This is a genomic window from Chryseobacterium sp. L12 (assembly GCF_056133985.1).
Map to the genome: position 1 here is coordinate 251,188 of NZ_JBVYOF010000001.1, position 25,851 is coordinate 277,038.

Genomic DNA, 25,851 nt, shown 5'->3' on the forward strand with positions numbered 1-25,851 from the left:
TTTTATTTTAAACATTATATAAGCAGTAATCTCAGATTGCTGCTTCTTTTTTAATACCATCCTCTTCTCGCAGCATTAATAATTGTACTCAGATTCAGGATTAGTGTGTAGCGTATTCTTTTTCCATAGTCCTTGAATGCGGGTTCAAATCCCAAAGAAGACTGTACCGGTAAAAATACTTCAAGAAAATCAGGAATAACACGTACTTTTAACCCACTGTCCCAAATAAATTGGGTCGGCTGATTTTTATTTTTGTATAAACCCGCATCGGCATAAACGTGAAAAATTTTCCATACACTGGAGTCTACATTGAATGTCGTAATCCACTGGTTTACACTTCCCGGGATAAAAGATTTGAAACCGCCTTCCGCCAATATAAACTGTTGTGATAAAATTCCTTCTGTTGCGCTTTGTCCTAATAGATTATAGGAAAATGAGTAATCTGAGACTCTCGAAATTCCATAATTAAAAGTATTGTTTCTGGTTTCGTTTCTTGCAAAATAACCTGCAAAAAGTCTCAGGCTGAGCTTTTGTCTGGGAGCAAATTCCCATCGGTAAAAGCCTTCTGCGGTAATTTTGTTGTAGTCTTCCATTCCCTGCGTACTGATGCTGAAACTTTTCTCATGAATCATCTGATTATCAGTGTATCCGTAACCAATCGTCCATAAGTTATATTTGCCGTAGTCATTTTCTGCAATCATTTTCGGACTTAGATCACGTTGAAAATAGGTATAAGAGATTCCTAATCCGCGACTTACAGTGCTTCTCGGATTTTTTCTGAAGCTGATATTGGAATACAAAGAATTCTTCTGATAAGCTAAATCAAAATCATAGTGGAAATATGATCCTGAAACCCCAAAAGTCAGTCTCTGTATCACGCTTTCAGCAGGAAGAAAAGAGTAGGAGACCGCGCCCGAACCTGTAAGTTTTCCTGTCCCGGTACTGTATGACGGCGTAATGGAATATAAAAATTTCTGATCAAAAAGTGATTGGTTTTTAAAATTCATCCCGATGAGAAACTTATCATAAGTGTTGGTAAAACGGATTCTCGGGTTGAGATAAATTTCATTAAATTCAGGATTCGGAATATCCTTAATCAGCTTAAATTTAATTTTTTTTGCATTGGAAAAAAGTCCTTTTGTGTAAAGGAAATTATCACGGTAATTGGCTTCCGGGAAAATGTAATCATTGTTTAAAGTGATTTTATAAACATCTTCGGCGGGAAGCTGTACTGTTTTCAGGCGTTCATTTTTTTCTGTTTCAATCCAATAGGGAGTTCTGGTGCCTTCTTTGGTCTGGGTTTCCAGCTTTACAGGAATATTTTCGTCTGTGTTTTTAACAATTTTAATATTCAGGGAATCATTTTCAATTCTGAAATTTTTCAGTCTGAAATTTACCCGATGCTTTCTGTCTATGAAACTTTTGAGGTATTCGGAAGAAGTTTCTTCTTTTGCCAGCTGATCCAGGAAGTCGTCAGGATTTATCTGTCTGTCGGTGTTTTCTGCAATATAATTTTTGACAAGCGTATTGAATTTTTCTTCTCCCATTTTATCGGCAGTATAGCTGAAAAGGGTTCCTGTTTCAAAGCTGCTGATCGCCATATCATTAAAGTTACTCAATACAGTAAAAGGTTCGTCAATTTTCTGATCAAGGTTTTGCGAAAGAATGTATTGGTAAGCCAACCCGTATCTGTCTAAAAGTTTTACTCTCGAGGCATGAAATAATTTTAGCGGTTTTACTCCCAAAATTTTTGTTTCCGGAAGTTTCCCCAGAAGTTTTGCCTCGCTGTAAAATTTTTTAAGATACTGAATTTCAAGATAAGACTTTAAACCATTCTTGAACCAGTGATTTTCCTGTTTGGATGTGATGATGTTTTCGTCAAGAATTTTTTTGCTGATGATCCCAAAATAATCCAGATCTGCATTTTCTGCATCTGAAAAAAGTTTAAACCTGAATTTCCAAAATTTGATATCGTTATTTCCGAAGAAATCTTCTTTTGCTCTGAATTTATCTGAAATGAACAGTTTTTCCGGAATAATCCCCACTCTTTCTTTAATAAATTTTAGTTGTAGCGGAAGATAAAATTCAAGATTTTCAATTTCCTGAGGACTAAGAGGATAGCCAAACTGTATTTCGGTTTTTATATCATTTGTGCTAATTTTAATGGACGGAAATTCATTCTTAGTCAGAAGAAACTCCGGATCAGAATCAAGGTATCCCTGAAATGAATTGGGTTCGTTCTCAGAGAGATTACTTTCGATAAAAAAGTTGCCATTATTTCTAAATTTTACCTTCCAATAAGTATTAAAATTTACCGATTCTTCTATATCGTGGTAATTTCTTCGGGTATTATTCTCAGCATCAAAATGATCCGGTACTATGAAGAAATATTTTAAAGCAATGTCCTGTGCAGAAGTTCCGTATCCGGTAAATTTTTTGTCGGGAAGCTGTATTATGTAATGTAGGTTTAGCTTGATTTTTTCTCCGGGATGCAGAGGCTGGTTCAGTGCCAGAAAAAGATTTTCTTCTGATGTCTTATTCATAAGAACAGGGTTGTTGTCTGTACTGTTGATTTCTAGATTTAAGACTTTTCCCAGCTCCTGTTTTTTTGCGAAATGAAGACTGTAGTTCCTGTCTTCAAGTTTTCTGTATACCAGAGATGTTCCGCGTTTGTTGTAAGCTGCCGTCCAGTTGAGCAGTTTTATACTGTTGAGATCTTTATCAGAATGATTATGATAAACGATCTGCTGGCTTATTTCGAAGGTTTTTTTGTCTGACGATAGTTGCGCATCAATAGAAATGCTGTCTTTTTGAGCATCCACCTGCACAACCCACAAAAATAAAATACTACTTAGGAAAAATTTTTTCAATGTTTTGATAAAGCTTCAAATATAGCGTATTTTATATCAAATCAAATACCTTTTTATTCAGGATTATTGTTAAAATTTTAAATATTCAGATACAAAAAATCCTGAAAATGACTTTGAGAATAAAGACCACTTTCAGGATATAATATAGACTGTTTTCTTATTACAAAGAGTTCAGATAAGCATTCCAGCCTGCATTTTTGTATGTCGCTGCGGCTGTTTCAGGATTGTCAGATTTGTAGATTCCTCTTCCTACGATAATGAAATCGGTGTGCAGTGTTTTAAAAACGTGTTCAGGAGTATTGTACTGTTGTCCTTTTCCGTCACCCGAATCTGCAAGGTTTACTCCGGGAGTAAACAGCAAAATATCTTCAGGAACTGGATTTTGTGAAACTCCGCCAATCACATTAGGATGAGAAAGTGCAACTTTCAGTGCCTCTTCGCGGTAGTTATTTGAAGTTAAAGTTCCTTTGGAAGACATTCCGATAATAGCAACTACACCAACATTTTTGAAGCAGTCTAAAGATTCAAAACCGCCAATTACCTGAGATGTAACAAAATCTGCCCAGTCGGTGATCCTGAAAACTCCGCTGGTAAACTGCAGTTCCTGTGTATTTCCAATGTCAGCAAATTTTCGGTCTTCCATCAATAGGAATTTATGCCTTGAAGCAATTTCTTTTAAAGGAAGAATCGTATTCTGATAATCAAAATCGGAGATGATATCAATATGCGTTTTTAGAGCAATAATATGAGGTCCTACTTTGTCTGCGAGCTCAAGAAGTTCCTGAGTTGTCGTTACATCGGCAGAAGCAATAAGATTTGATTCTTTTGCCAAAGCAGTTTCTAATAATTTTTTTGAAACGGAATGTTGTGCAAGTTCAAATTTCTGCTGATAAGAGAGTCTGGTTTTTTCTTCGAACTGAATATGATTTCCCTTAAGAAAATCGTTAATTCTCTGTACCTCATCATCACAAAGATCACCGTTTTCCTGTAAAATACTACAAACTTCAGAAATGTTGAATAAAGTGTGAACTCTGTAACCTCTGCTTTCCAGCAATTGCTTACCGCCTTGTTCTCTGTCAAGAACGACAACAATATCGGCTACTTTTATATCTTCCTGCTCAATTTCAGCGATGGTTTCTATCAAAGATTTTCCGGAGGTGATAACGTCTTCTACCAAAAGACAGTTTTGTCCTTTTTGATAAATACCCTCTATCATTTTTTTTGTTCCGTATTCCTTCGCTTCTTTTCTTTTAATAATTAATGGAATGTAGCTTTCCAGAGACATTGCAGTTGCCATCGGAAGTGCTGCATAAGGAACACCGCAGATCAGATCAAAATTATCTAATGGAAGCATATCCAAAAGGTAATTGGCAAGATTTTTTAAAATTTTAGGATCTGAAGCAAGTGGTCTTAGATCTACATAAAAAGGACTTTCGATGCCGCTTTTCAGCGTAAATCTTCCGAATTTGATAATGCCGAGTTTGTAGCACTCCAAAAAGAATTCTTTTTTACTTTCCATTATTTTTTATTAGATGTTGCAAATTTAAGGATTTGATGTTAAACGTCACTTGATAATTATGCTTTACAACTTAAAATATAGTTTTTTAAGCTATGGTCAGTTTTAAATTGTTGGTTCTTAGTGTTTTTAATACTTTAAAAACAGATTACGGTTTTTTAGGTATATGATAGTAAAAGTTGTTGCATTGTCGCTTTCTAGTATATTTTGTGTGAAATATTATGAAATATAACCATTTGGTTAGATAGGGATTAATTATTTTAATATAACTTTTATATCAAAACAGGATGATTTTTTTAATATTATGTTTAATTTTACACCTATAAGTACCACACAGAAACTTTCAACTACCTGTCAATATGAATAAAAAAGATAATTCATCGCAATCATTTGGATTCCGGTACAGAAAAATCGTTCATTATTCCCTTATTGTATGTATCTTGCTGATCCAGCTTATTATTGCCGCGTTTTTTTACAATGAATTTATCAAAAGTAAAAATTTATCTTTCATAAAAAAGCAGCTGGAGGAGATTCATTCTCTTGAAAATCTCACAGATAATTCAAAAAACGAATTGCTCACAGCACAGGAATATCTTCAGAAATATATGGAGACTAAAGATGAATCTTATCTTGATTCCTATTTCAGATCTCTTAATACTTTAGATAAAAATTTAGATGTCATCAATAATTACGAAAATAAATTTCCGAAAATAAAAGAAATTTCAAAACCTGCCCCAAACTCATCTTCAAATGTAAGTGAACTGAAGCAGCTTATAGATTCAACTTATCAATATTCTGCTCAGCCTGATTTTAGAATAAACAATTCTGATCTTCCTCCATTTAGAAAATATTCTTTAAATTATGATTTTGACAAGTTTGATTTTGTACTAGATACAAAGGTTTTTAAAGATACAATCCGGAAGAAAGGGCTTTTCGGACGTTTGGGAGATGCAATTTCAGGTAAAGGTGAAAGAGAAAAAGACAGCGTTGTCGTCACTGTAAAACAAGGAGTAATGCCTACTTCAAGAAGCATTAAGGCAGATTTTGACAGTATTTTGAAAGTCGTTAACAATCATTATTTAGTAGAAGATAAAAAGATAAAAGTAAGAGTAAATAATTCCAGAAATAATAACGATAAATTTTATAAGGTATTTAATAATCTATTTGTCTACAGTACAGGATTGATGAGTATGTATGAGCAGGCAATAAAAAGTTCAAAAACTGATCTTGAAAAAGAATACGAGAAACAAAATTCAAAAAACAATAAAATCAGGACCAATCTCATTTTCGGAGCAATGATACTCATGTTTATTGTATCTGTTCTTATCATGCTTCTTACAAGAATTGCATTTGTTTACGAGCAAAGATTAAGTGCCGCAAATCTTCAGATCAAAGAGAACCTTAATTTTAAAAACAGAATTTTGGGTATGCTGAGCCATGAACTGAGATCACCTTTGAAAATTATCGGGCTTTTTATCAACAGAATCAATAAGAAAACAAATGATGAAAGCATTAAAGAATATCTGAAATCTATTAGTTTTACAAACAATACACTGCTTATGCAGGCAAATCAGATTTTGGAATATACCAAAAACCAGCATGTTGAAAATAAAATCATTCCTGTAGTTTTTAATCTCAATCATGAGATTTGGTCTATTATGAATTCGATGGAGCCGTACATTGAAACGAGAAATAATCAATTTGTTGTTAATCAGGAAATTGATAAAAATATTGAGGTGTTTTCAGATAATACCAAGATTAATCAGATTTTTATGAATATATTGGGGAATGCCAATAAGTTTACTGAAAACGGAAAAATCACAGTTAATACAAAATCAGAGTTTTTAGATGATCACACAGTTGTTCTTACCGCAAAGATAAGTGATACTGGAGTAGGGATTTCTCAGACTGATTTGAAAAATATTTTTGAACCTTATTATCAGGGCGTTTTATCTACGGAAGTTGAAAATCTGGGAGCAGGTTTAGGATTGAGTCTTTGCAAAGAACTTGTAGAACTCTACAATGGAAGTATTTCAGTTGAAAGTGAGCAAAACCAAGGCACTACAGTTTCTTTCAGTATTAATTTAGAGGTTAAACATTAGCTTGAAATCATGTATTCAGAAAACGATCATATCAATTTTTTATTAGCAGACGATCATAGCCTTATAAGACAGGGGATGGAATTTGTCATTGAAGATATAGGATGGGAGGGAAATATTTTTCATGCATCAAATCTCAAGCAGGTTTTGAACACAATCGAAAATGAAGAGATTGATATTGTTATTATAGATGCTGTTTTTCCCGACGGAAACAGTTTAAGTATTATTCCTGAAATAAAAAAGCTAAGCCCCAAAACCAAAATTCTGGTTTTTTCAGGACTTGATGAACAGTCAAATTCCCTAAGATATATTAATGCAGGAGCCAACGGCTTCCTGAGTAAAATGAGTGAAGAGGAAGAAACTAAAAATGCTGTTTTGAAAATATATAAAGAAGGAAAGTATTTATCATCAGTTACACAAACGGTATTGTTGGAGTCAATAAACAATCCCGGTGCTGTAAATCCTTTGCAAAGACTTACACAAAGAGAGTTTCAAATCGCTGAAATGTATGCAAAAGGATTAGGAAATCTGGAAATAGCCAATATTCTTGATGTAAAACAAAACACGATAAGTACTATCAAAAAAAGAATTTTTGAAAAACTGGAAATTGATAATATTGTTGAACTCATAGAGCTGCTCAAATCAAGTCATTAGTTTTATTTAATAGTCTTGATTTTCAATAGTTTAATTAGTTTTAATTTTGTGTTTTATTCTTTGTAGATAAATATCTACAACCGTATCGAATTCTATCTATTGTTTTTTTTTGCCCAGACTTGCTGATGTTGGTAATTTTACAACATCAAAATTGATCATACGAAAATCAATGATGGGTTTAATAAAGACACAAATTTAATCTGGTTATTTAATCAAATTAAAAAAGAAAGAAAAATTTTTTGGTGGTAGTTTAAAACACAAATGCGAAAAAAAATTAAATCTTCTCTACAGAGCCAAAAACTCTGTAGAGATATTTTCGAAATCAGATACGGTTCTATAAACACAAATTAATTACCACTTTTCTATTGCAGAACATCCCACTCTGTAATAGATATTAAAACTAAATAGTTTTCAAGTATTCACAAATGACTGAAAAATGCCTTAGTATAATTACAGAGCTTTAAGCTCTGTAATCAATACAGGTGATACTAACTCTTCGGCTATAAGCAAATTTTAGATAATTTAAAATGCTGTTTCGTAAACTATGAAACAGCATTTTTGTTTTATATTATACTTAGATAATTTAGTCTTTATTCAGAAGTATTAATCGTATGCCATGTTATTTTGTAAATTTCAAAGGATATTTTACATTCTTAAACTCATCAATACTCGCTTTTAAAGATCCCACGGCAAGCTCTGCCTTCAAAAGAATCGGGATGTGATTATAATCGTTACTCACCCACATAGTAACACCTTCTTTTTCTTTGAAAACTCTGCCGCTTTTTACTGACGGAATTATTTTCAGACAATTAATAGTTCCGAATTTTGTTTTCAGGTTTTCAGTTCCGGTAACTTTCAACTGAAATGGAAACATTTCGTCGTCAATCCATACATTCATGTTGATGACAGTTCCAATCTTAAGTTCAGCAGGTGTTTTGCTTCTCAGATAATAGAAACACGATAGCATATCCTGAACTCCCTTTACGGATTTTATGGTTTTTGAACCATTAGCAGGAGTTTTCTTATCCGTTAATATCAATGTGTTGTTATTGTGGTTAAACACCGTCTGCAAATGTTGTGTGTAACTACCTTCCCGTACATTTCTCACATAGAAACTTGGGAGTTCTGTGGCAATATTAATGTAACTTTCATATAAATCTTCTACTTTGAAAAAAGCTCTCACGGCTCCGGTTGTTTGTCCGGTACCTTTTACATAAAGATGAGGTGAGCCGTTATAATTAACTTTTTTAGTGGTAAGATTAGCGTAGCCTGCGTTGAGAAAACCATAATGAATTCTTAAACTTAAAGATTCGCCGTCTGAAATATTGGTAAGTTGGGAGTAGCCTAAAAATGATATAATAGTGGTTACAATAATGAGTATTTTCTTCATAATCTACATTTTACAAAAACATTGCCAATTTTCCGGACATGTTTTTGTGTCTTTGATAAATCTCAGTTTTTTATTTAGGCAATCCTAAATATGCTTCGCATTAAAATTAGTAAATTTGCGAATACAAATTATTAAATAATCGTCAAATTATGATTACTACGGATATATTAATTATCGGAGCAGGACCAACGGGACTTTTTGCTGTATTTGAAGCAGGATTGCTTAAAATGAAATGCCATATTATTGATGCGCTTCCACAGCCGGGAGGTCAGTTGGCAGAGTTGTATCCTAAAAAACCGATTTTTGATATTCCTGGTTATCCTTCTGTAAATGCAGGAGAGTTGATTGATAATTTAATGGAACAGATCAAGCAGTTTCAGCCAGGTTTTACTTTGGGAGAAACAGCTGTTTCTTATACAAAAGTTGATGATGAATGGTTTGAAGTAATAACGAATAAAGGCACAGTTCACAGATCAAAAGCTATTGCTATTGCAGGAGGACTTGGGACTTTCGAGCCTAGAAAGCCAACCATTGAAAATGTTGCAGACTATGAGGAGAAGGGTTTAGAATATTTTGTAAAAGAACCTGAGCAATTCAGAAATAAAAAAGTAGTGATTGCAGGTGGAGGAGATTCTGCACTTGACTGGAGTATTTTCCTTTCCAACGTAGCAAGTGAGGTAACACTGATCCACAGAAGAAATGAATTTCGTGGGGCTTTGGATTCTGTTGAAAAAGTACAGGATCTTAAAAATCAGGGTAAAATAAAACTTATTACACCGGCTGAAGTAACGGGAATCAAAGGAGACGGAAAAGTAGAAGCAATCACGGTACAGATTGACGGGAAGGAAGCAGAAGATATTGAAACAGATTATTTTATCCCTCTGTTCGGGCTAACTCCAAAATTAGGTGAAATTGGAAACTGGGGACTCAATATTGAGAAAAATGCTATCGTTGTGAATAATGCTTTAGATTATCAGACCAATATTGACGGGATCTATGCAATTGGTGACATCAATACTTATCCTGGAAAATTAAAGTTGATTCTGTGCGGATTCCATGAAGCGACATTGATGTGCCAAAGTGCTTACAACAGATTGAATCCCGGAAAAAAATTTGTTTTAAAATATACAACGGTAAGCGGAGTTGACGGATTTGACGGCAGCAGAAAAGAAGCTGAAAAAGCGGTTGTCAAAAAAATTGACTAATTTTGTTGAATTATGTCAGATATAAACATCAAAATTACGGATAGGGAAGGCGTTACGCATGATATTGTAGCACCTACGGATATGTCAATGAATTTAATGGAGATCATCCGTTCTTACGAATTGGCAGAAGAAGGAACTATAGGAGTGTGCGGAGGAATGGCAATGTGTGCTTCTTGTCAGGTATATGTCATTAATAACCCCGGTCTTCAAGAAATGGGTGCAGAAGAAGATGCTATGTTGGGCGAAGCTTTTCATGTGCAGGACAACAGCAGATTGGGCTGTCAGCTTCATATATGTTCAGAGATGGAAGGTTTAGAAGTAGAAATTGCCCCGTATCCATAAGATAAATACATTTATGAAATAAGAAGCCGCATCATATACAATGGTGCGGCTTTTTTAAGGAAATAGCCAATGGGTTTTTTCGTCATAATGAGCTGATAATTATTGCTTTAAACAAGATTAAATTTTATATCTCTAAAAGTTTTAAAATTATCAGTGTTTTTATTTGTTTGTGTTGGAAAAAATGCGTTATTTTGCACCCACAAAAAACAAGTTGATTGTTTACAAGATGACCTCAATTCGGGGCGTAGCGTAGTCCGGTCATCGCGCCTGGTTTGGGACCAGGAGGTCGCAGGTTCGAATCCTGCCGCCCCGACAGTTTTCGATAATTTTCTCAAAATTACAAATGGGTGCGTAGCTCAGCTGGATAGAGCATCTGCCTTCTAAGCAGACGGTCAAAGGTTCGAATCCTTTCGCGCTCACAGAACCTTACAATTATTTGTAAGGTTTTTTTATTTTTACATGAGTTTTAAAAATTCTTATAAATTTAAGCTTAAAATTGAAGGTATTGTATTTCTTAGTAATTTAGGTCTAATATTTGCAAATTACATCGCAGATTCAAAATGAATTTTTATTTATATGACAAAATATACCTTGACTAAATCTTTCTTTTATACTTTGCTTTTTGCAATATTTATAATTTCATGTAAAAAAGAAGAAGTTAATAATACTGACAATCAAACAACTACGGCATCAGAAGCAATTGCCCAAAGTGAATCTGATCCGGATTCTATAAAAACAGAGCAGGCACAGGAGTCTTCTCCGCCGGTAATTCAGGAAAATGGCTTTTATAATGCATTGGCAATTCCAAACGATAAGAAAAAGCGTGATTCTGTATATGCAGCTTTCAGCAAAAAATATAATGAAAAAGAACGATACGCTATTTTAGCTTTGAACAGGCTTGATTCTAAAAGCAAGTGGAATTCTGATACATTAGTTGTTCCTGCAAAAATTGATACTACATTAATGGCATATTCGCCATTTCCTCTTCAGCTTGATGTATTAAACGAGGTGAAAAAGTTTGTTGTTTTTTCCTATCCAATTCAAGCGTATGCAGTTTATTCTAACGGAACTTTAGTAAAATGGGGACCTACAAGTATGGGCAAGAAAACGGCACAAACCGATAGAGGTCTCATGTTTGCCAACTGGAAAAAAAAGCTGGCAATTTCTACTGTGAAAAGTGAGTGGAAACTTCCTTATAACTTTAATATCCACAATACGCACGGAATTGGCTGGCATCAGTATGATCTTCCGGGATATCCTGCTTCCCACTCTTGTCTAAGATTGTTGATGAATGATGCGATCTGGCTTTACAGCTATGCTGATACATGGATTTTGAATCCGGGTGGCGCAACTACAAAAGCGAAAGGAACACCGGTGTTGGTTTTTGGAGACTATCCTTGGGGGGAAAGAAAGCCATGGAGAAAACTTCTGGATGATCCGAACGCTAATAATATTTCTGTGGAAGAAATGACAAAAATTGTTCAGCCGCATGTAGAAAAAATGATCAATGAACAAAGCAACAGGGAAAAAGTAGCAGATTCGATCAAAGCTGCAAAAGCATCTGAAGCTATTCTGAAAGAATCCGAACCTGCTGAAAATTAATTATTTTTCTCAAACTTAAGAGTAGATTCCTCTGCGAAATTTCTGAGCTTTTGCATTTCATCTTTTGCTTTATGCTGACCAAATCTGGCTGCTGCATAGGTAGCTGCAATCAGTAAAAGCATCACAAATGAGGCATTCAGTGCCCAAGGAAATTCATGGCTGTTGATCTGTGATTCTACATAGTACATCGTGAAAAAAGTCATCCACATAATAGAAAACAGGAAATACAGAAACATAAAGAAAGTCCAGACAGCAGAACTGGGACCGAAGACGCCTCTTATAACCGTAACTCCTTCATCCATTTCGGTTCTCAGAGAAAGACAGGGTTTCCAATAATTGTCTTCTTTTGTAGAAACAGTAATTGTTGCCATTTCTTTATTGACATTGCCTCGGAATTCATTTCTATGTTCCGTTAAATATTTTTTCAGATTATCAGCATATTCTTCTTTGCTGAGATGAGTAAACATTTTAAATCTGGGACGATTCCGGATTTTGTCTAAGGTTGATTCTTGTGTTTCCATGTTATTCTTGATAAGGGATTGGGTCTTCTAGAACGAAAGAGAATTCCCGCTGCAATCCTTTTCGTGTAATAATCATTTTGATCGTTTTTCCTTCCTCGGATTTCATCATTTCGATGATTTTGTGTAAGGTCATATCTACGGTCTTTTTTCCGTTGATGGAAATAAGCTGATCATCTTTCATCAGACCTGCTTTGTAAGCGGGAGAATCTTTTCTCACTCCGGCGATTGAAAAAAGAGGTTTTAATATAAATTTGTATTGAAGATTACTATTAAAGGTCTGTATTTCTCCAAATTTATTTTTATTATTGGTTTCCAATGTAATATAATCTTTTTCCCACTGCATTCCGTCTTGTTTAAAATCTAATCCACTCATGTTAAAATGAAAAGGATCATCAAAATTTCTGTTTTTACGGAGATAAATTTTTTCTTTTCTGTAATCAAATGCTACGGTAAATCTGCTCATGATATCACCACCAACAGAGCCTTTCCGGTCTTTTACCAGATTGATGTGCTGAATTGAAAATTCATCCGGCATTGCCGTTAATGGTTTTGAAAATTTGTAATTCCCAAGATAGAAATTATGAATTCTGCTTCGTTTGCCATAAATATCCCCGTTAAATCCTCGTCCTAAATAGTCTTCAATATTCGGACGGTTATACACAAAATCTTTGATAAGTGTTGGGAAAAGCCAAATCGGGTCACTATTTCCCAGATCAATCAGAAGCTTTGAATCTTTTTTTTCATTGGTCATTTCTACACCAGCAATAATGTGTGGTTTATCTTTTTCAATAGAAATTTCCAGTTCATTACAATTTCTTATTTTTTTCTTAAATAGATTTTCATCATTATAAACCGTGATTTTCTTTGATATATAATCAATCAAAACAGGATGATTTTTAAAAAAATGATATCCGATTATGCCATTTACCGGAATTCCCACATGAGGTGAAATATTGAATTCCTCATCCAGAATAACATAAAGTAAAAGAGAGTCATTAATGTAGTTTTTCCCTATTTTCCCAATATTATGATCAGATTTGAACCCGTCAATAACTTTTGTTCCGCCTAATCCGGAAAACCTCGCTTTTTCCATAGATGAAAGCTGCATTTCTTTATTGTCTAAGCTAAAGATTGTAGTTTCTACAACGCCGGTATCCAGCAAGAATGTAAGTTCAACTCCATTTACATTAATAGGAATGAAAATAAGATTGTTGATCAGTTTAAAAGGAATGACAACTTTTTTTGCGTCTTTTATTTCGAAGTTGTTTTGGGCATTGATAAAAATACCCATAACTAATAACGATATAATAAACCTCAATTTCATATAATGAAATTAATGAATTATTCATTACAAATAAAAAAAACATTCTTTTCAGAATGTTTTAAAATTATTTAGAAAAAAAGGCCATCAGATCCATATAGTTTTTCTGATTCACTCCATGACCACTCATATATTCTCTGAAAGAAAAATAACAGCTTAAATCATAAAGGAGTTCAGCTGCCTTTCTGCCCCAGTCTAAAGGAATAATTGCATCATCAGTACCATGAGAAATAAAAAACCTTAAGTTTTCCAGTTTCTTTTTATTCCTTACAATATCAGTCAATAACTTCTCCTCAGGATAACAGCTGAGACAAGCCACAAGGTTAAATAATTCAGGGTATCTGAGAGCTAGTGCATAACATAAAATTCCACCCTGACTAAAACCGCAAAGATGAGTTTTGCTGTCGGTAAGCCCATAATTGTTGATGATCGTCATGATGTGCTCCGTAACTGCCTCAAGAGCTTCATTTGCCTGTTGTACATCTATAAATTTATCAGGATTGTTAAAGTCTATATCATACCATGAAAATCCTTCAAACTCTGTGGAGAGCGGAGCTCTGAAACTTACAATGATCCAGTCTTCAGGAAGACTTTCTCTGAAACTGAAAAGATCCTGCTCATTGCTGCCGTAGCCATGAAGCATAAATAAAATTGGTGTATTGGAAGTGATATTTTGCGGTTCTCTTACGATGTAATTCAAATTCATAGAACAAAGATAAATATAATTATATTTGAGGAAAGATTTTAAAACCGACTTTATATAAATCAGCAATAATTAATGCAAAAACCTTTTATTGATTTGATATTAATTACAAATCATTATTGGAAATTTTTCATAAAAGCTATTTTTATATTGATAAAAAACCTATATTTGAAACATTAAAAATCTATTTGGAGAAATGAAGAAATTTTACAAATCAAAAAATTTACTTAGACTTTCATTTTTAGCAGTATTATTACTTTCTGTAGTTACTGTATTTAATTCTTGTAAAGATGATGACGAAGACCAGTTTCAGGATCACCTTGTGCAGTTTGAAGCCAAAATAGTTCCGGGCGGAACCACTCCTCCCACTCCTCCTATTGAGCTTTTCAAAACAGTTGTTACTCAGGTAGGAACGAAACAGGAAACTATATTTGCCCCTAAAGGTCTTACATGGACGAGTGGAGACTTTTTCGTAAATTCAAGCCAGTCTCAATTGAATTTTTCTGCCAATGCAACACTTCTTCATCCTGATGCAACACTTACGGTTACTATTTATGTTGACGGAGAAGTAGCAAAAACAGCTACAGTTACCGGTACCGGAGAAAAAAGTGCAGCTGTGGCTCACAGTTTCTTAGAATTGTAAAAATATTAACATACAACTATATAAAAAAACCGCCAAAAAGGCGGTTTTTTTAGTGTGTTATGTTTCTTAAATTAGATTGCTTTTACGATAAAATAGTTTTTCTTTCCTTTTTGAAGGAGCAAAAATTTACCGTCGATAAGATCGCTTTCATTAGCAGTATATACTTCGTTCACTTTTTCTTTGTTTACAGAAATAGAATTACCTTTCAACTCTCTTGTTGCCTCGCTTTTAGATTTCAAAAAGCCGGTTTTTTCGGATAGTAAATCAACAATATTTACTCCTAAAACTTCACTTTTTATTACTTCTTTTTGAGGAACTCCATCAAACACATCAAGAAAGGTTTGCTCATCTAATTCCATTAAATCTTCAGCAGTAGATTTCCCAAAAAGGATTTCAGAAGCCTTCAATGCTTTTTCATATTCTTCTCTGCCGTGAACCCAAACAGTAACTTCTTCAGCCAGTCTTTTCTGAAGTTTTCTTTCGTGAGGAGCCGTTTTGTGATCTTCAGTTAAAGCTTCGATCTCTTCTTTTGGTAAAAAGGTGTAAAACTTTATAAATCTTTCAGCATCTGTATCGGTTGCATTTCTCCAAAACTGGTAAAACTTGTATGGAGAAGTTTTCTTTTTATCAAGCCAGTAATTTTCTCCGCTCTCAGACTTTCCGAATTTTGAGCCGTCTGCTTTTGTGATCAAAGGAACAGTCAATGCAAATGCTTCTCCCTGCGCTTTTCTTCTGATCAGTTCAGTTCCTGTGGTAATGTTTCCCCATTGATCTGAACCTCCCATCTGAAGTTTTACATTATTATTTTGGTATAAATGTAAAAAATCGTATCCCTGAATCAGCTGGTAAGTAAACTCGGTAAAGCTCATTCCGTCTGCTCCTGCTTCTCCGGAAAATCTTTTCTTTACAGAATCTTTGGCCATCATGTAGTTTACCGTAATGTTTTTACCCACATTTTTAGCAAAATCAAGAAAAGATATATTTTTCATCCAGTCATAATTATTGACCAGTTCGGCTTTATTCGTTTCATTTCCTTCAAAATTTAAAAACCTTGAAAGCTGATTTTTAAGGCAATCAACGTAATATAGGAGTGTCTCCTCATCCAGAAGATTTCTTTCCGAAGATTTCCCTGATGGATCACCGATCATTCCTGTAGCACCACCTACCAACGCAATTGGTTTGTGACCGTGCTGCTGAAAATGAGCAAGAATTTTTATCTGAATGAGACTTCCGATATGCAAAGAATCTGCAGTAGGATCAAACCCGATATAGGCAGTTGTCATTTCCTTATCCAGTTGTTCGTCCGTTCCGGGCATCATGTCGGCAAAAAGACCACGCCATTTCAGTTCTTCAATAAAAGAGTTCATTATTTTTCAGTTTAAAAATTAATGTGCAAAGATAGCAAACCTTTAAGAAAGTGAAGGCATTAAGATTCTATGAGCAGATTTTTTAGTGAAATATTTGATTAAATTCAGTAATGAGCTTTTTAAAATAATTTTCACATTTTGCAATATGCGTTCCGTACCATGAAAATGCCTCACCGTCCACAATGATTATTTTTTTATCAGGATAAATTTCTTTTAGTTCCAGAATATGTTTTTCTTTAAAAGGAAATGGCTCGGAAGAAAGCATAATAACATCGGCTTCGCTAAGATCAGCAATTTCTATTTCGGGATATCGTGTTTTGTTTTTAAAAACATTTTCAAAGCCAATTTCTGATAAGACATGATGAATAAAGGTGTCGGAACCGACTGTCATATAAGGGTTTTTCCAAATCAGATAAGCTGCTTTTACTTTGGATTTTAATTGAACCTGATTGAAAATTTCATAAATTTTAAGATTGAAAATCTGCGCTTTTTCTTCTTTATTAAAAATCAGTCCCAGATTTTTCAAAAGGTAGTAATTGTCTTCAATGGTTTCCGTATTGTTAACAATTATTTTGAAATCTTTCATCAGTTCTTCTACCTGTTCTTTAACGTTTTCTTCCTTATTGGCGATTATCAAATCAGGCTTAAGACTTTTAATCTTATCAGTATTAAGATTTTTTGTACCGCCTATAATCTCAATATTTTTAACCTTTTCTGCAGGATGAACGCAAAATTTTGTCCGTCCAATGACTTCGTTTTCAGTTAAACCCAAATCAAATAAAGCTTCTGTAATAGAAGGAACCAGAGAAATCACTTTCATAATTTATAAGACTTGGTCTAAAATTACAAAAGTTTTCCGGTTAAAAACATTGCTGCAATCGTAAAATAAATAATTAGCCCTGTAACATCTACCAAAGTAGCCACAAAAGGAGCAGAAGAAGTTGCGGGATCAAGACTGAATTTTTTAAGAATAAACGGAACCATAGAACCCGAAATGGTTCCCCAAAGTACAATCATTGCCAAAGAAATTCCTGCACTGATTCCTATAAATAGCCAGTAAGTTCCGTAATCAAACCAACCGAGTTTGTGCCATATCATGATTCGTAAAAATCCGATAACACCGAGGAAAGTTCCCAAAACCAATCCTGTGACAATTTCTTTTTTCATTACTGTCCACCAGTCTTTCAGGGTGATTTCCTGTAACGCCATTGCACGGATAATCAACGTTGCTGCCTGTGAACCCGAATTTCCGCCGCTGGAAATGATTAAGGGGATAAATAATGCTAAAACAACTGCTTTTTCAATTTCATTTTCATAAAATCCCATTACGGACGCAGTAATCAGCTGTAAAAAGAAAAGAACAATCAGCCAAAGTCCGCGTTTTTTGATCATTTCAAACCAATGTGTCTGAATATATGGATCATCAAGTGCTTCAACACCCCCGAATTTCTGAATATCTTCGGTATTCTGCTGCTCAATTTGGTCAAGAATATCATCTATGGTTACAATTCCCACCAAAACTCCGGCTTCTGTGATGATAGGAAGAGCTGTTCTGTCATACTTTTCAAAATATTGTACGGCATCCTCTTTTGTTGTCGTTGTGGTGATGGCTACAAAATGATTGTCAGTAAGTTCAGAAACCAGTGTGTCTTCTTCCACCAAGAGCAGACTTCCCAGCTGTAAATCATCTATTAAACGGTTTCTTTCATCTACAACATATAAATGATTGATGGTTTCTACCCGCTTACCCACTTTTTTTATCTGCTGTAGACATCTTTTTACAGTCCATTCTTTTCTGATCTGGATGTAATAAGGTGTCATCAGACGGGCAATAGAGTCAGAATCATAGCCTAAAAGCTTTAAAGCGATTCTTCTTTCCTGAGGATTAAGATGATTGATGGAGTATTTGATAAGCTCGTCCGGGAAATCCTCAAAAAGAGCCGTTCTGTCGTCCGGAGTCATCTCATTTAGAATTTCAGAAACCTCGTCACTTCCTATGCTTCGGATGGTTTCTTCCTGAAAGTCAGGATCAAGATGTGAAAAAACTTCGGCTTTATACTGCTTTGGAACTTTCAAAAATGCCAAAAGCCTTTCATCAGCAGGAAGTTCACTGAGTCTTTCGGCAATATCGGCGGGATTAAAGATAAGTTCGTCTGTAGAATTCAAAACCGGAATTTTTTGCTATGCAAAAATAATTCAAATTTTTAGAATAGGAGAATGAAGGACTAAATTTAAGGTTTATTTAAAATCCTGCTTCAGAAGACGGTTTTATTTTTCTCAGTTCTTTGAGTATGCTTTTCATTGCGCCATTGGTTCCTATTTTAATGGAATTTTCTGCGGAGCCTAGAAGTCGCATGTTTTTACGATAGGTATCATAATCGGATGAAGAGATAAGATTTCCTTCAGCATCAAACAGCTTCATGCTTACCACAACCTGATTAGAAAAGACATATTTCCCGAGACCAACCTTAAAATATTTAACTTTCGGCACAATTGCGAAATCTGCATCATTGTTTTTGCAGTATTCTGAAATGGTTTTGCTGTCTATACTGTCGTATGAAATGCGGGTTTCGGATCTCAGCATTTTGTTTTTGCGAAAAGTGCTGATTTTGTCTGAAACAGCCGTGAAAAAAGCAAGATTAGTAGGCTCTTTGATTTCTTCAATATCCGGATCTACTTCAGGATCAAAGTATAAGATATTTTTGGTTTTGTCATGACCAGAAGGTTTCTGTGCTTTTACAGAATTGATACCGATAATAAAAACAGCAGAAGCTGCCGCAAATAATAAAATTTTCTTCATCTCTATTGAAGGTGTAAAATTACTGTCTTTTAATGAAGTAACATAATTTAAAGAATACTTTTTTAATACAACACAAACTATATTATCAAATTATTGTCCAAAACAAAAAATAGTTGTACTTTTGCAGCCGTTACATAATAATCATTAAACAATATTGGAATGTACTTAACATCAGAAAAAAAGGCAGAAATTTTCGCAAAGCACGGAAAATCTGCACAAGACACAGGGAGCGCTGAAGGACAGGTAGCTCTATTCACTTACAGAATCAACCATTTATCTCAGCATTTAAAAGCAAATCGTCACGATTTCAATACTGAAAGATCTTTGGTGAAACTGGTAGGTAAAAGAAAAAGCTTATTAGATTATCTTAAAAAGAAAGATATTACAAGATACAGAGCAATTATTGCTGAACTTGGTCTAAGAAAATAATCTGAAAAGATTACAAAATCAAGCAACTTCGAGAGAGGTTGCTTTTTTTATTTGCATTAAAGCAAAATGGGTGCAGTGCTATTCATTATAAATTTTTATTTTTGTTTTCCTTAAAAAAATATTCTACCTATTTGAAATCCATTTACTTATATATTGCCGTTTTTATCTCTTCTTTTGCTTGTCTGAAGGCGCAGGACAGTATTCAGAAGTCTAATCTTCAGGCATCATTCAGCTTACAGTATGGAAAATTTTTAGGAACTAATGATTATCTGAAAAACCTTAAGCATAGAGATTTTGTCGGAGCTTCTGCAGAAATTACTGTTCAGACCGATGGAAGCAAAGAATGGCACAGAAGATTCGGAAGACCTTATTACGGAGGAGGTATTGTAGCATATGATTTTCTAAAAAACAGCGCGATGGGAGAGCCTTTTGCTGTCTACGGAACTTTTGGGGGAAGAATTAAAGAAACGCCAACTCATTCATTGAATTATGAGACTCGTGCAGGATTTGCATTTAACTGGACGCCTTTTGATCTGGAAAAAGGTTATCTCAATCAGACTTTTGGCTCATCAGCGAGTATTTACATTAACTTTGGAGCAAATTATAAATATTATCTTACTAAAAATGTAGATCTGGGATTAGGGTTAAATTTTAATCATTTTTCAAATGGTGCATTAAAGCATCCGAATAAAGGTCTGAATGCATTTACTTCTAATCTTTCTCTTACCTACCGTTTTGCTGAAAGAGAATTTGCCCCGAAAGATACTCTGTCAGCATTTGATAAATATTCAACTTTGGATGTGAATGTATTTGGCGGAATAAGACATTCTATTTTTTTTGGAAAGGATGAAGGATTTGAATACGAAGATGTAGATTTAGTAGAAAAGTTTAAAGGAAGATATTATCAAAACTGGGGTATGGAGACTGTTTATCACAGGCAGGTTACTTATAAATCTTCTCTCGGATTAGGAATCGGCTTGATGTATGACGAAGATTATAACAATAAGTTTTATCAGGACGAAAATGGAGTGATTCAAAGTACAAAAAGATTTAAGCGAGAACAGCTTTTACTGAATGTTTTTCCTTCTTATCGACTTTCGATTTCGAAATTTGATATTCATTTACAGCCGGGATTTTATCTGTTTAAAAAATCTGGAGACCGCCGTTATGATAAGACAATTTTTTATCAGAGAGTTGGCTTTCAATACACTATTGGAAAAAATTTCCTAATAGGAATCGGTTTAAGATCATTTAAATTTCATAAAGCAGACTATATAGAATGGCGGTTAGGATACCGTATTTTCAATAAAAAGATGAATAATTTTTAATTCATAATGATATTATTATTTATAAAATATCATTTAAAACAAAAACACTAAATTTGCAACGAAATTTAGACGAAATATATTAATTTAAAAGCACTCAATACGGAGTGCGTCACAAAAATTTATGAGTGTACCTCAAGCAATTACAGAGATGATTACTCTTGCAGACGGCAGAGAAATCACAATTGAAACAGGGAAACTGGCGAAACAAGCCGATGGATCTGTAGTCGTAAAAATGGGCGGAACTATGCTTTTAGCAACGGTTGTAGCCAATAAAGAAGCCAATCCGGGTGTAGATTTTCTGCCATTAACGGTAGATTACAGAGAAAAGTTCTACGCAGGCGGTAAAATTCCCGGAAATTTTTTCAGAAGAGAAGCGAGACCATCTGATCAAGAAATCCTGACCATGCGTTTGGTAGACAGAGTTCTAAGACCTTTGTTTCCTGAAGATTTTCACGCAGAAGTTCAGGTTATGATTTCATTAATCTCTTATGACGGACAGTCTATTCCTGATGATTTGGCAGGTCTTGCTGCATCTTCGGCAATTGCCATTACCGATATTCCTTTCAACGGACCCATGTCTGAAGTAAGAGTTGTAAGAATTGACGGAAAACTTTCTATCAATCCTAATTTTGAAGATCTTAAAAACTCTGACCTGGATATTATGGTGGGAGCAACCAAAGATTCTATCGTGATGGTAGAAGGTGAGATGAAAGAAATTACTGAAGCAGAAATGCTTGAAGCGATTAATTTTGCTCACGCTGAAATCAAAAAACAGGTTGAAGCTCAGGAAAGATTAGCGGAAAAAGTAGGAAAAGCTTTCCCAAAAAGAGAATACAGCCACGAAGTTCATGATGAGGACATTCGTGAAAAAGTGTGGAAAGAAACCTATGATAAAGTTTATGAGGTAGCAAAAACACCTTCAGGAAAAGAAGAACGACATGAGAAATTCAAAGCTGTTTTAGACGAGTTTCTTTCTCAGTATGTAGATAATCCTGAAGAGCTGGAAAGGGTAACGCCTTTCGCAAAAGTATATTACCACGATGTGGAAAAAGAAGCGATGCGTCAGATGATTTTGAATGACAAAATCCGTCTTGACGGTCGTGATCCGGAAACAATCCGTCCGATCTGGAGCGAGATTGATTATCTTCCGGGAGCTCACGGATCTGCTATCTTTACAAGAGGAGAAACGCAGTCATTAACTGCTGTAACACTTGGTTCTATTAAGGATGCCAATATGGTAGACAGCGTAATGACTCAGCATGATGAGAGATTTTTCCTGCATTATAATTTCCCGCCATTCTCAACAGGTGAGGCAAGACCTTTAAGAGGAACTTCCAGAAGAGAAGTAGGTCACGGAAACCTGGCTCAAAGAGCTTTGGCAAATATGATCCCTGAAGAAAATCCTTATACTATCCGTATTGTTTCTGATATTTTAGAGTCAAACGGTTCGTCTTCTATGGCAACAGTTTGTGCAGGAACTCTGGCGTTAATGGATGCTGGAATTCAAATTGCAAAGCCTGTTTCCGGAATTGCGATGGGATTGGTAACAGATGTGAAAACAGGAAAGTATACTGTTCTTTCTGATATTCTTGGAGATGAAGATCACCTTGGAGATATGGACTTCAAAGTAACCGGAACAGCAGACGGAATTACCGCTTGTCAGATGGATATCAAAATTCAGGGGCTTTCTATGGATATCATGGAAAAGGCTCTTCTGCAGGCAAGAGAAGGAAGAATTCATATTTTAAATAAAATCACTGAAACAATTGCTGAACCAAGAGAAGATGTGAAACCGCACGCTCCTAAAATGGTGATGATGGAAATCCCTAAAGATTTCATTGGCGCAGTGATAGGACCTGGAGGTAAAATCATCCAGCAGATGCAGAAAGATACCGATACGGTAATTGCTATTGAGGAAGTCGGTGAAATCGGAAGAATTGAAATTTCCGGGGTAAGCAGAGAAAAAATCAACGAAGCAATTGCAAAAATCAACGAAATTACTTTTGTACCGGTTGTAGGCGAAGTTTACAAAGGGAAAGTAGTAAAAGTGATGGATTTTGGTGCTTTTGTAGCCATTGCTAAAGGAACGGAAGGATTACTTCACATTTCGGAAATAGAGTGGAAGCGTCTGGATAAAGTTCCTTATGCTGAAGGTGACGAGGTTGAAGTGAAGTTTATGGGTTACGATGATCGTAAGAAAATGAAACTTTCAAGAAAAGTTTTATTACCGAGACCACCAAGACCTGAAAAGAAAGAAGGTGAGCAGAGAGGTCCGAAACCGGAGGGAAAAGTAAACCCTGAAGGAAAGGGTAATCCAGGAGAGCACAAACCTTTGAACGAAGCTTAAGATTAGTTTAATCAATCATATAGAACCACCATAATTTGGTGGTTTTTTATTGTTTGATGAAATTGCAAATAGTTATATGATAATATATCGTCGCAGGTGCAAACATCTTGCTCACGTACATCTTAAGTAGCAAGTTAATTTTAAAATATCTTCAAGAGTATTAAAATAATTTATTGCACCCAGTGTCTCACATACGACAGGCAAAAGTTAAATTTAGAAATATTAAAAATAAAGTAAAAAAAAATTTTACAATTGGGAATAATTTATTTTTTGTAAAAATAATTGTACTAAATGTTCACGGGATAAGTTGCTGAAATTTAAAAACTTATTACATAATACGATTTCCAAAAATATTTGTCGTATATTTGCAGAAGCAATTAATAGAAAGGTTTTCAGCTTTTACTTAAGGTTAAGTTCAAAACAATTATTTTTCTCTCAGTTTTCACATTTCAGATGTCGCTGTTTATTTCATAAAAATACCTGTGCCGGCAATCTTTTATTCATTACTGAAAAACAATAGACTACCTTTCTGATTTAATCGGGAAATGTATTTGGGTATAATGAGGTAAACTTCAGCGTGGAGTTTTATCTTTTACATCAACACGTAACTAATAAATTTTTACATATATATGGCGGATTCTTTCTCTAAAAAAGAAAATTTTAAGAAAAAAGTACAAAAAGCAAAAGAAAAAGCTCAGAAAAGAGAAGAGCGTAAAACAAGCAACAACAAAGGCAAAAGCCTTGATGACATGATTATGTATGTGGATGCAAACGGTCAGCTGACCAGCACTCCACCAGATAGAAATAATGATGAGGATTTTGACATCAACAATATTCAGCTGGGAGCAGCTCCTATTGAAGCTGAAGAAACCATTAAAACCGGAATTGTAACATTTTTCAGTGAAAAAGGTTATGGTTTTATCACAGAAGATAATTCAAAAGAAAATGTATTTTTTCATAGCAATAACTGCTTAGAACTTATCAAAAAAGGTAACAAAGTTTCTTTTGAAAAAGAAAAATCTCCGAAAGGTTTTGTTGCTGTTAATATAAAGATGGTAAAATAAAAAATACTTAAGACAGATTTATCTTTGGATAAATTTGAGCTAATAAAAAAAAGCCATGATTTTTAGTAAATCATGGCTTTTGTATTTTGCAGAAGTTATATGTTATTTTTAAGATAAAATGTAGAATGTTTTGAAAACAAAAAAACCTTACAAATAATTGTAAGGTTCTGTGAGCGCGAAAGGATTCGAACCTTTGACCGTCTGCTTAGAAGGCAGATGCTCTATCCAGCTGAGCTACGCACCCATTTGTAATTTTGAGAAAATTATCGAAAACTGTCGGGGCGGCAGGATTCGAACCTGCGACCTCCTGGTCCCAAACCAGGCGCGATGACCGGACTACGCTACGCCCCGAGTAAATAAAATGCGGAGGGTAAGGGATTCGAACCCTTGCGACACTTTCGCGTCGACAGTTTAGCAAACTGCTCCGTTAACCACTCCGGCAACCCTCCTTTTTATTTATATTTTAAAGATCTTTGTTCTGTTATTGCGAGTGCAAATATAGAATAGATTTCTTTATTTACCAAATAAATTACAAGAAAAAATTGCGTATTTTTACGCTAATAAACAATTGAAATTTTAGACAAATGCGTAAAACATTATATATCATCGGCTTAAGTGTTTTTGTGTTTTCGTGTGCTCCTCAGAAAAGTACCAAAAAAACGACTTATCGTCCGAAAACCGCAGTGGCACAAGCTAAACCCATCAATAATGCGGCGGCTGAACAAAAGGAGAAACCTAAGATTACAAAAGATCACGGAATAGAGTTTTATACCACCAATATTGCAGATATTACCAAGAATGATAATACCGCAAGCTACGGATCAATTGTATCTGCCAAACCTGCAGGTTACAACGTTGTAAAAACATATTTTCCTGCTGTTGCGCAAAATTTCAGACAGAAATATTTGATTCTTCATTATACTGTTTTACCGGATGATAAATCCATCGAAGTACTTACCAAGCAAAATGTAAGTGCGCATTATCTTGTGAATAATCTGGGTGACAACGAAATTTATCAGCTGGTGGATGAGAATAAACGTTCTTATCACGCGGGAGTGAGTGCGTGGAGATCAGATAAGAATCTTAATGACACTTCTATTGGAATTGAGATTGTAAATTCTGGCTACAAGAGCGATGCAACTGGAAAAAAAATATTTCAGCCTTTTAGTGAGGAGCAAATCAAAAAAGTTGCTGCTTTAGCTAAAGATATTGTGGTAAGATATAATATTGCTCCAACCAATGTGCTGGCTCATTCTGATATTGCTCCTACAAGAAAGCAGGATCCTGGTCCTCTTTTCCCTTGGAAAAAGCTTTATGATGAATATCAGATCGGAATGTGGTATGATGAAGCGGTAAAGCAGACCTTCATGGTTTCTGCCGAAGCAGATCTTCCTGCACGATACAATGATACTGCTTTCATTTTCCTGGTTCAGACTGCACTTCAGAAATTCGGGTACGATATTTTTCCGAACGGAAGATGGGATGATGCAACCAAAAAAACAATTGAGGCATTTCAATATCATTTCCGTCCTCAAAATTATGATAGAATAATGGATGCTGAAACGTGGGCAATTCTTCAGGCATTAAATCAAAAATATTCAAAATAAGGGTAAGACAGAGAGTGAAAGTTAAGCTGATGCTTTTTAACCT

General features: G+C 34.7%; 21 protein-coding genes and 5 tRNA genes. 13 read left to right on the forward strand and 13 right to left on the reverse strand.

Going from position 1 to position 25,851, the window contains the following annotated elements; genetic code table 11:
* Window positions 1-50: 50 nt before the first annotated feature.
* Complete coding sequence (locus AC0NBN_RS01180) at window positions 51-2,870, reverse strand: gluzincin family metallopeptidase (RefSeq protein WP_474466580.1); 2,820 nt, start codon at window positions 2,868-2,870, stop codon at window positions 51-53.
* A 160-nt stretch (window positions 2,871-3,030) separates the two neighbouring features.
* Entirely contained in the window at window positions 3,031-4,389 is a 1,359-nt protein-coding gene (gene pyrF, locus AC0NBN_RS01185) for an orotidine-5'-phosphate decarboxylase (RefSeq protein ID WP_143884699.1), read from the reverse strand.
* A 356-nt stretch (window positions 4,390-4,745) separates the two neighbouring features.
* On the opposite strand from pyrF, the gene AC0NBN_RS01190 reads away from it, so the two are divergent.
* The gene (locus tag AC0NBN_RS01190) at window positions 4,746-6,488 is read left to right on the forward strand and encodes a sensor histidine kinase (protein ID WP_160812339.1); all 1,743 of its coding nucleotides are present in this window, start codon (window positions 4,746-4,748) and stop codon (window positions 6,486-6,488) included.
* A 9-nt stretch (window positions 6,489-6,497) separates the two neighbouring features.
* On the forward strand, window positions 6,498-7,139 hold the full coding sequence (locus AC0NBN_RS01195) for a response regulator transcription factor (RefSeq protein ID WP_160812338.1): 642 nt from the start codon (window positions 6,498-6,500) through the stop codon (window positions 7,137-7,139).
* A gap of 619 nt (window positions 7,140-7,758) precedes the next feature.
* Here the strand turns inward: AC0NBN_RS01195 and AC0NBN_RS01200 are convergent.
* Entirely contained in the window at window positions 7,759-8,529 is a 771-nt protein-coding gene (locus AC0NBN_RS01200) for a DUF3108 domain-containing protein (protein ID WP_143884696.1), read from the reverse strand.
* A gap of 149 nt (window positions 8,530-8,678) precedes the next feature.
* On the opposite strand from AC0NBN_RS01200, the gene AC0NBN_RS01205 reads away from it, so the two are divergent.
* The 5 genes from AC0NBN_RS01205 to AC0NBN_RS01225 all read left to right on the forward strand — a co-directional run bounded on the left by AC0NBN_RS01205 (window position 8,679) and on the right by AC0NBN_RS01225 (window position 11,678).
* On the forward strand, window positions 8,679-9,734 hold the full coding sequence (locus AC0NBN_RS01205) for an NAD(P)/FAD-dependent oxidoreductase (RefSeq protein ID WP_160812337.1): 1,056 nt from the start codon (window positions 8,679-8,681) through the stop codon (window positions 9,732-9,734).
* Between the two features lie 12 nt (window positions 9,735-9,746).
* A complete protein-coding gene (locus tag AC0NBN_RS01210; protein WP_143884694.1) occupies window positions 9,747-10,076 on the forward strand; it encodes a 2Fe-2S iron-sulfur cluster-binding family protein in 330 nt (109 codons plus the stop codon).
* Between the two features lie 238 nt (window positions 10,077-10,314).
* Window positions 10,315-10,389, forward strand: a tRNA-Pro gene (locus AC0NBN_RS01215).
* A 32-nt stretch (window positions 10,390-10,421) separates the two neighbouring features.
* Window positions 10,422-10,495: transfer RNA gene (locus AC0NBN_RS01220), tRNA-Arg, on the forward strand.
* A 157-nt stretch (window positions 10,496-10,652) separates the two neighbouring features.
* On the forward strand, window positions 10,653-11,678 hold the full coding sequence (locus AC0NBN_RS01225; protein ID WP_160812336.1) for a L,D-transpeptidase: 1,026 nt from the start codon (window positions 10,653-10,655) through the stop codon (window positions 11,676-11,678).
* On the opposite strand, the gene AC0NBN_RS01230 is transcribed toward AC0NBN_RS01225, so the two are convergent.
* From AC0NBN_RS01230 to AC0NBN_RS01240, 3 genes are all read right to left on the reverse strand, one after another.
* A complete protein-coding gene (locus AC0NBN_RS01230; protein ID WP_160812335.1) occupies window positions 11,675-12,199 on the reverse strand; it encodes a hypothetical protein in 525 nt (174 codons plus the stop codon). The genes AC0NBN_RS01225 and AC0NBN_RS01230 overlap by 4 nt on opposite strands.
* Before the next feature lies 1 nt (window position 12,200).
* Entirely contained in the window at window positions 12,201-13,523 is a 1,323-nt protein-coding gene (locus AC0NBN_RS01235) for a PDZ domain-containing protein (RefSeq protein WP_160812334.1), read from the reverse strand.
* Between the two features lie 64 nt (window positions 13,524-13,587).
* Window positions 13,588-14,226, reverse strand: coding sequence for an alpha/beta hydrolase-fold protein (locus AC0NBN_RS01240; RefSeq protein ID WP_160812333.1), 639 nt, complete (start codon window positions 14,224-14,226; stop codon window positions 13,588-13,590).
* 193 nt (window positions 14,227-14,419) lie between these two features.
* On the opposite strand from AC0NBN_RS01240, the gene AC0NBN_RS01245 reads away from it, so the two are divergent.
* Window positions 14,420-14,866 (forward strand): hypothetical protein, encoded by a 447-nt coding sequence (locus tag AC0NBN_RS01245; protein WP_143884689.1) that lies wholly within the window; start codon window positions 14,420-14,422, stop codon window positions 14,864-14,866.
* Window positions 14,867-14,937: 71 nt separating this feature from the next.
* On the opposite strand, the gene tyrS is transcribed toward AC0NBN_RS01245, so the two are convergent.
* The 4 genes from tyrS to AC0NBN_RS01265 all read right to left on the reverse strand — a co-directional run bounded on the left by tyrS (window position 14,938) and on the right by AC0NBN_RS01265 (window position 19,033).
* Window positions 14,938-16,233, reverse strand: a complete 1,296-nt coding sequence (gene tyrS, locus AC0NBN_RS01250) for a tyrosine--tRNA ligase (protein ID WP_143884688.1) — start codon at window positions 16,231-16,233, stop codon at window positions 14,938-14,940.
* 82 nt (window positions 16,234-16,315) lie between these two features.
* Window positions 16,316-17,053, reverse strand: a complete 738-nt coding sequence (locus tag AC0NBN_RS01255; protein ID WP_143884687.1) for an ABC transporter substrate-binding protein — start codon at window positions 17,051-17,053, stop codon at window positions 16,316-16,318.
* Window positions 17,054-17,076: 23 nt separating this feature from the next.
* Entirely contained in the window at window positions 17,077-18,399 is a 1,323-nt protein-coding gene (gene mgtE / locus AC0NBN_RS01260; protein WP_160812332.1) for a magnesium transporter, read from the reverse strand.
* Between the two features lie 76 nt (window positions 18,400-18,475).
* Window positions 18,476-19,033, reverse strand: a complete 558-nt coding sequence (locus AC0NBN_RS01265; RefSeq protein ID WP_160812331.1) for a pyruvate decarboxylase — start codon at window positions 19,031-19,033, stop codon at window positions 18,476-18,478.
* 159 nt (window positions 19,034-19,192) lie between these two features.
* Here AC0NBN_RS01265 and rpsO point away from each other — a divergent pair, with 159 nt between their 5' ends.
* From rpsO to AC0NBN_RS01285, 4 genes are all read left to right on the forward strand, one after another.
* Window positions 19,193-19,462, forward strand: a complete 270-nt coding sequence (gene rpsO, locus AC0NBN_RS01270; RefSeq protein ID WP_089745669.1) for a 30S ribosomal protein S15 — start codon at window positions 19,193-19,195, stop codon at window positions 19,460-19,462.
* Window positions 19,463-19,593: 131 nt separating this feature from the next.
* A complete protein-coding gene (locus AC0NBN_RS01275) occupies window positions 19,594-20,790 on the forward strand; it encodes an acyloxyacyl hydrolase (RefSeq protein ID WP_474466597.1) in 1,197 nt (398 codons plus the stop codon).
* A 121-nt stretch (window positions 20,791-20,911) separates the two neighbouring features.
* On the forward strand, window positions 20,912-23,137 hold the full coding sequence (locus AC0NBN_RS01280; RefSeq protein WP_160811504.1) for a polyribonucleotide nucleotidyltransferase: 2,226 nt from the start codon (window positions 20,912-20,914) through the stop codon (window positions 23,135-23,137).
* Between the two features lie 629 nt (window positions 23,138-23,766).
* A complete protein-coding gene (locus AC0NBN_RS01285; protein WP_143884682.1) occupies window positions 23,767-24,201 on the forward strand; it encodes a cold-shock protein in 435 nt (144 codons plus the stop codon).
* A 170-nt stretch (window positions 24,202-24,371) separates the two neighbouring features.
* Here AC0NBN_RS01285 and AC0NBN_RS01290 read toward each other — a convergent pair.
* The 3 genes from AC0NBN_RS01290 to AC0NBN_RS01300 all read right to left on the reverse strand — a co-directional run bounded on the left by AC0NBN_RS01290 (window position 24,372) and on the right by AC0NBN_RS01300 (window position 24,650).
* Window positions 24,372-24,445: transfer RNA gene (locus tag AC0NBN_RS01290), tRNA-Arg, on the reverse strand.
* A 32-nt stretch (window positions 24,446-24,477) separates the two neighbouring features.
* Window positions 24,478-24,552 (reverse strand) — tRNA-Pro (locus AC0NBN_RS01295).
* A gap of 13 nt (window positions 24,553-24,565) precedes the next feature.
* Window positions 24,566-24,650, reverse strand: a tRNA-Ser gene (locus AC0NBN_RS01300).
* Between the two features lie 135 nt (window positions 24,651-24,785).
* On the opposite strand from AC0NBN_RS01300, the gene AC0NBN_RS01305 reads away from it, so the two are divergent.
* Complete coding sequence (locus AC0NBN_RS01305) at window positions 24,786-25,808, forward strand: N-acetylmuramoyl-L-alanine amidase (protein WP_160811503.1); 1,023 nt, start codon at window positions 24,786-24,788, stop codon at window positions 25,806-25,808.
* Window positions 25,809-25,851 lie beyond the last annotated feature (43 nt).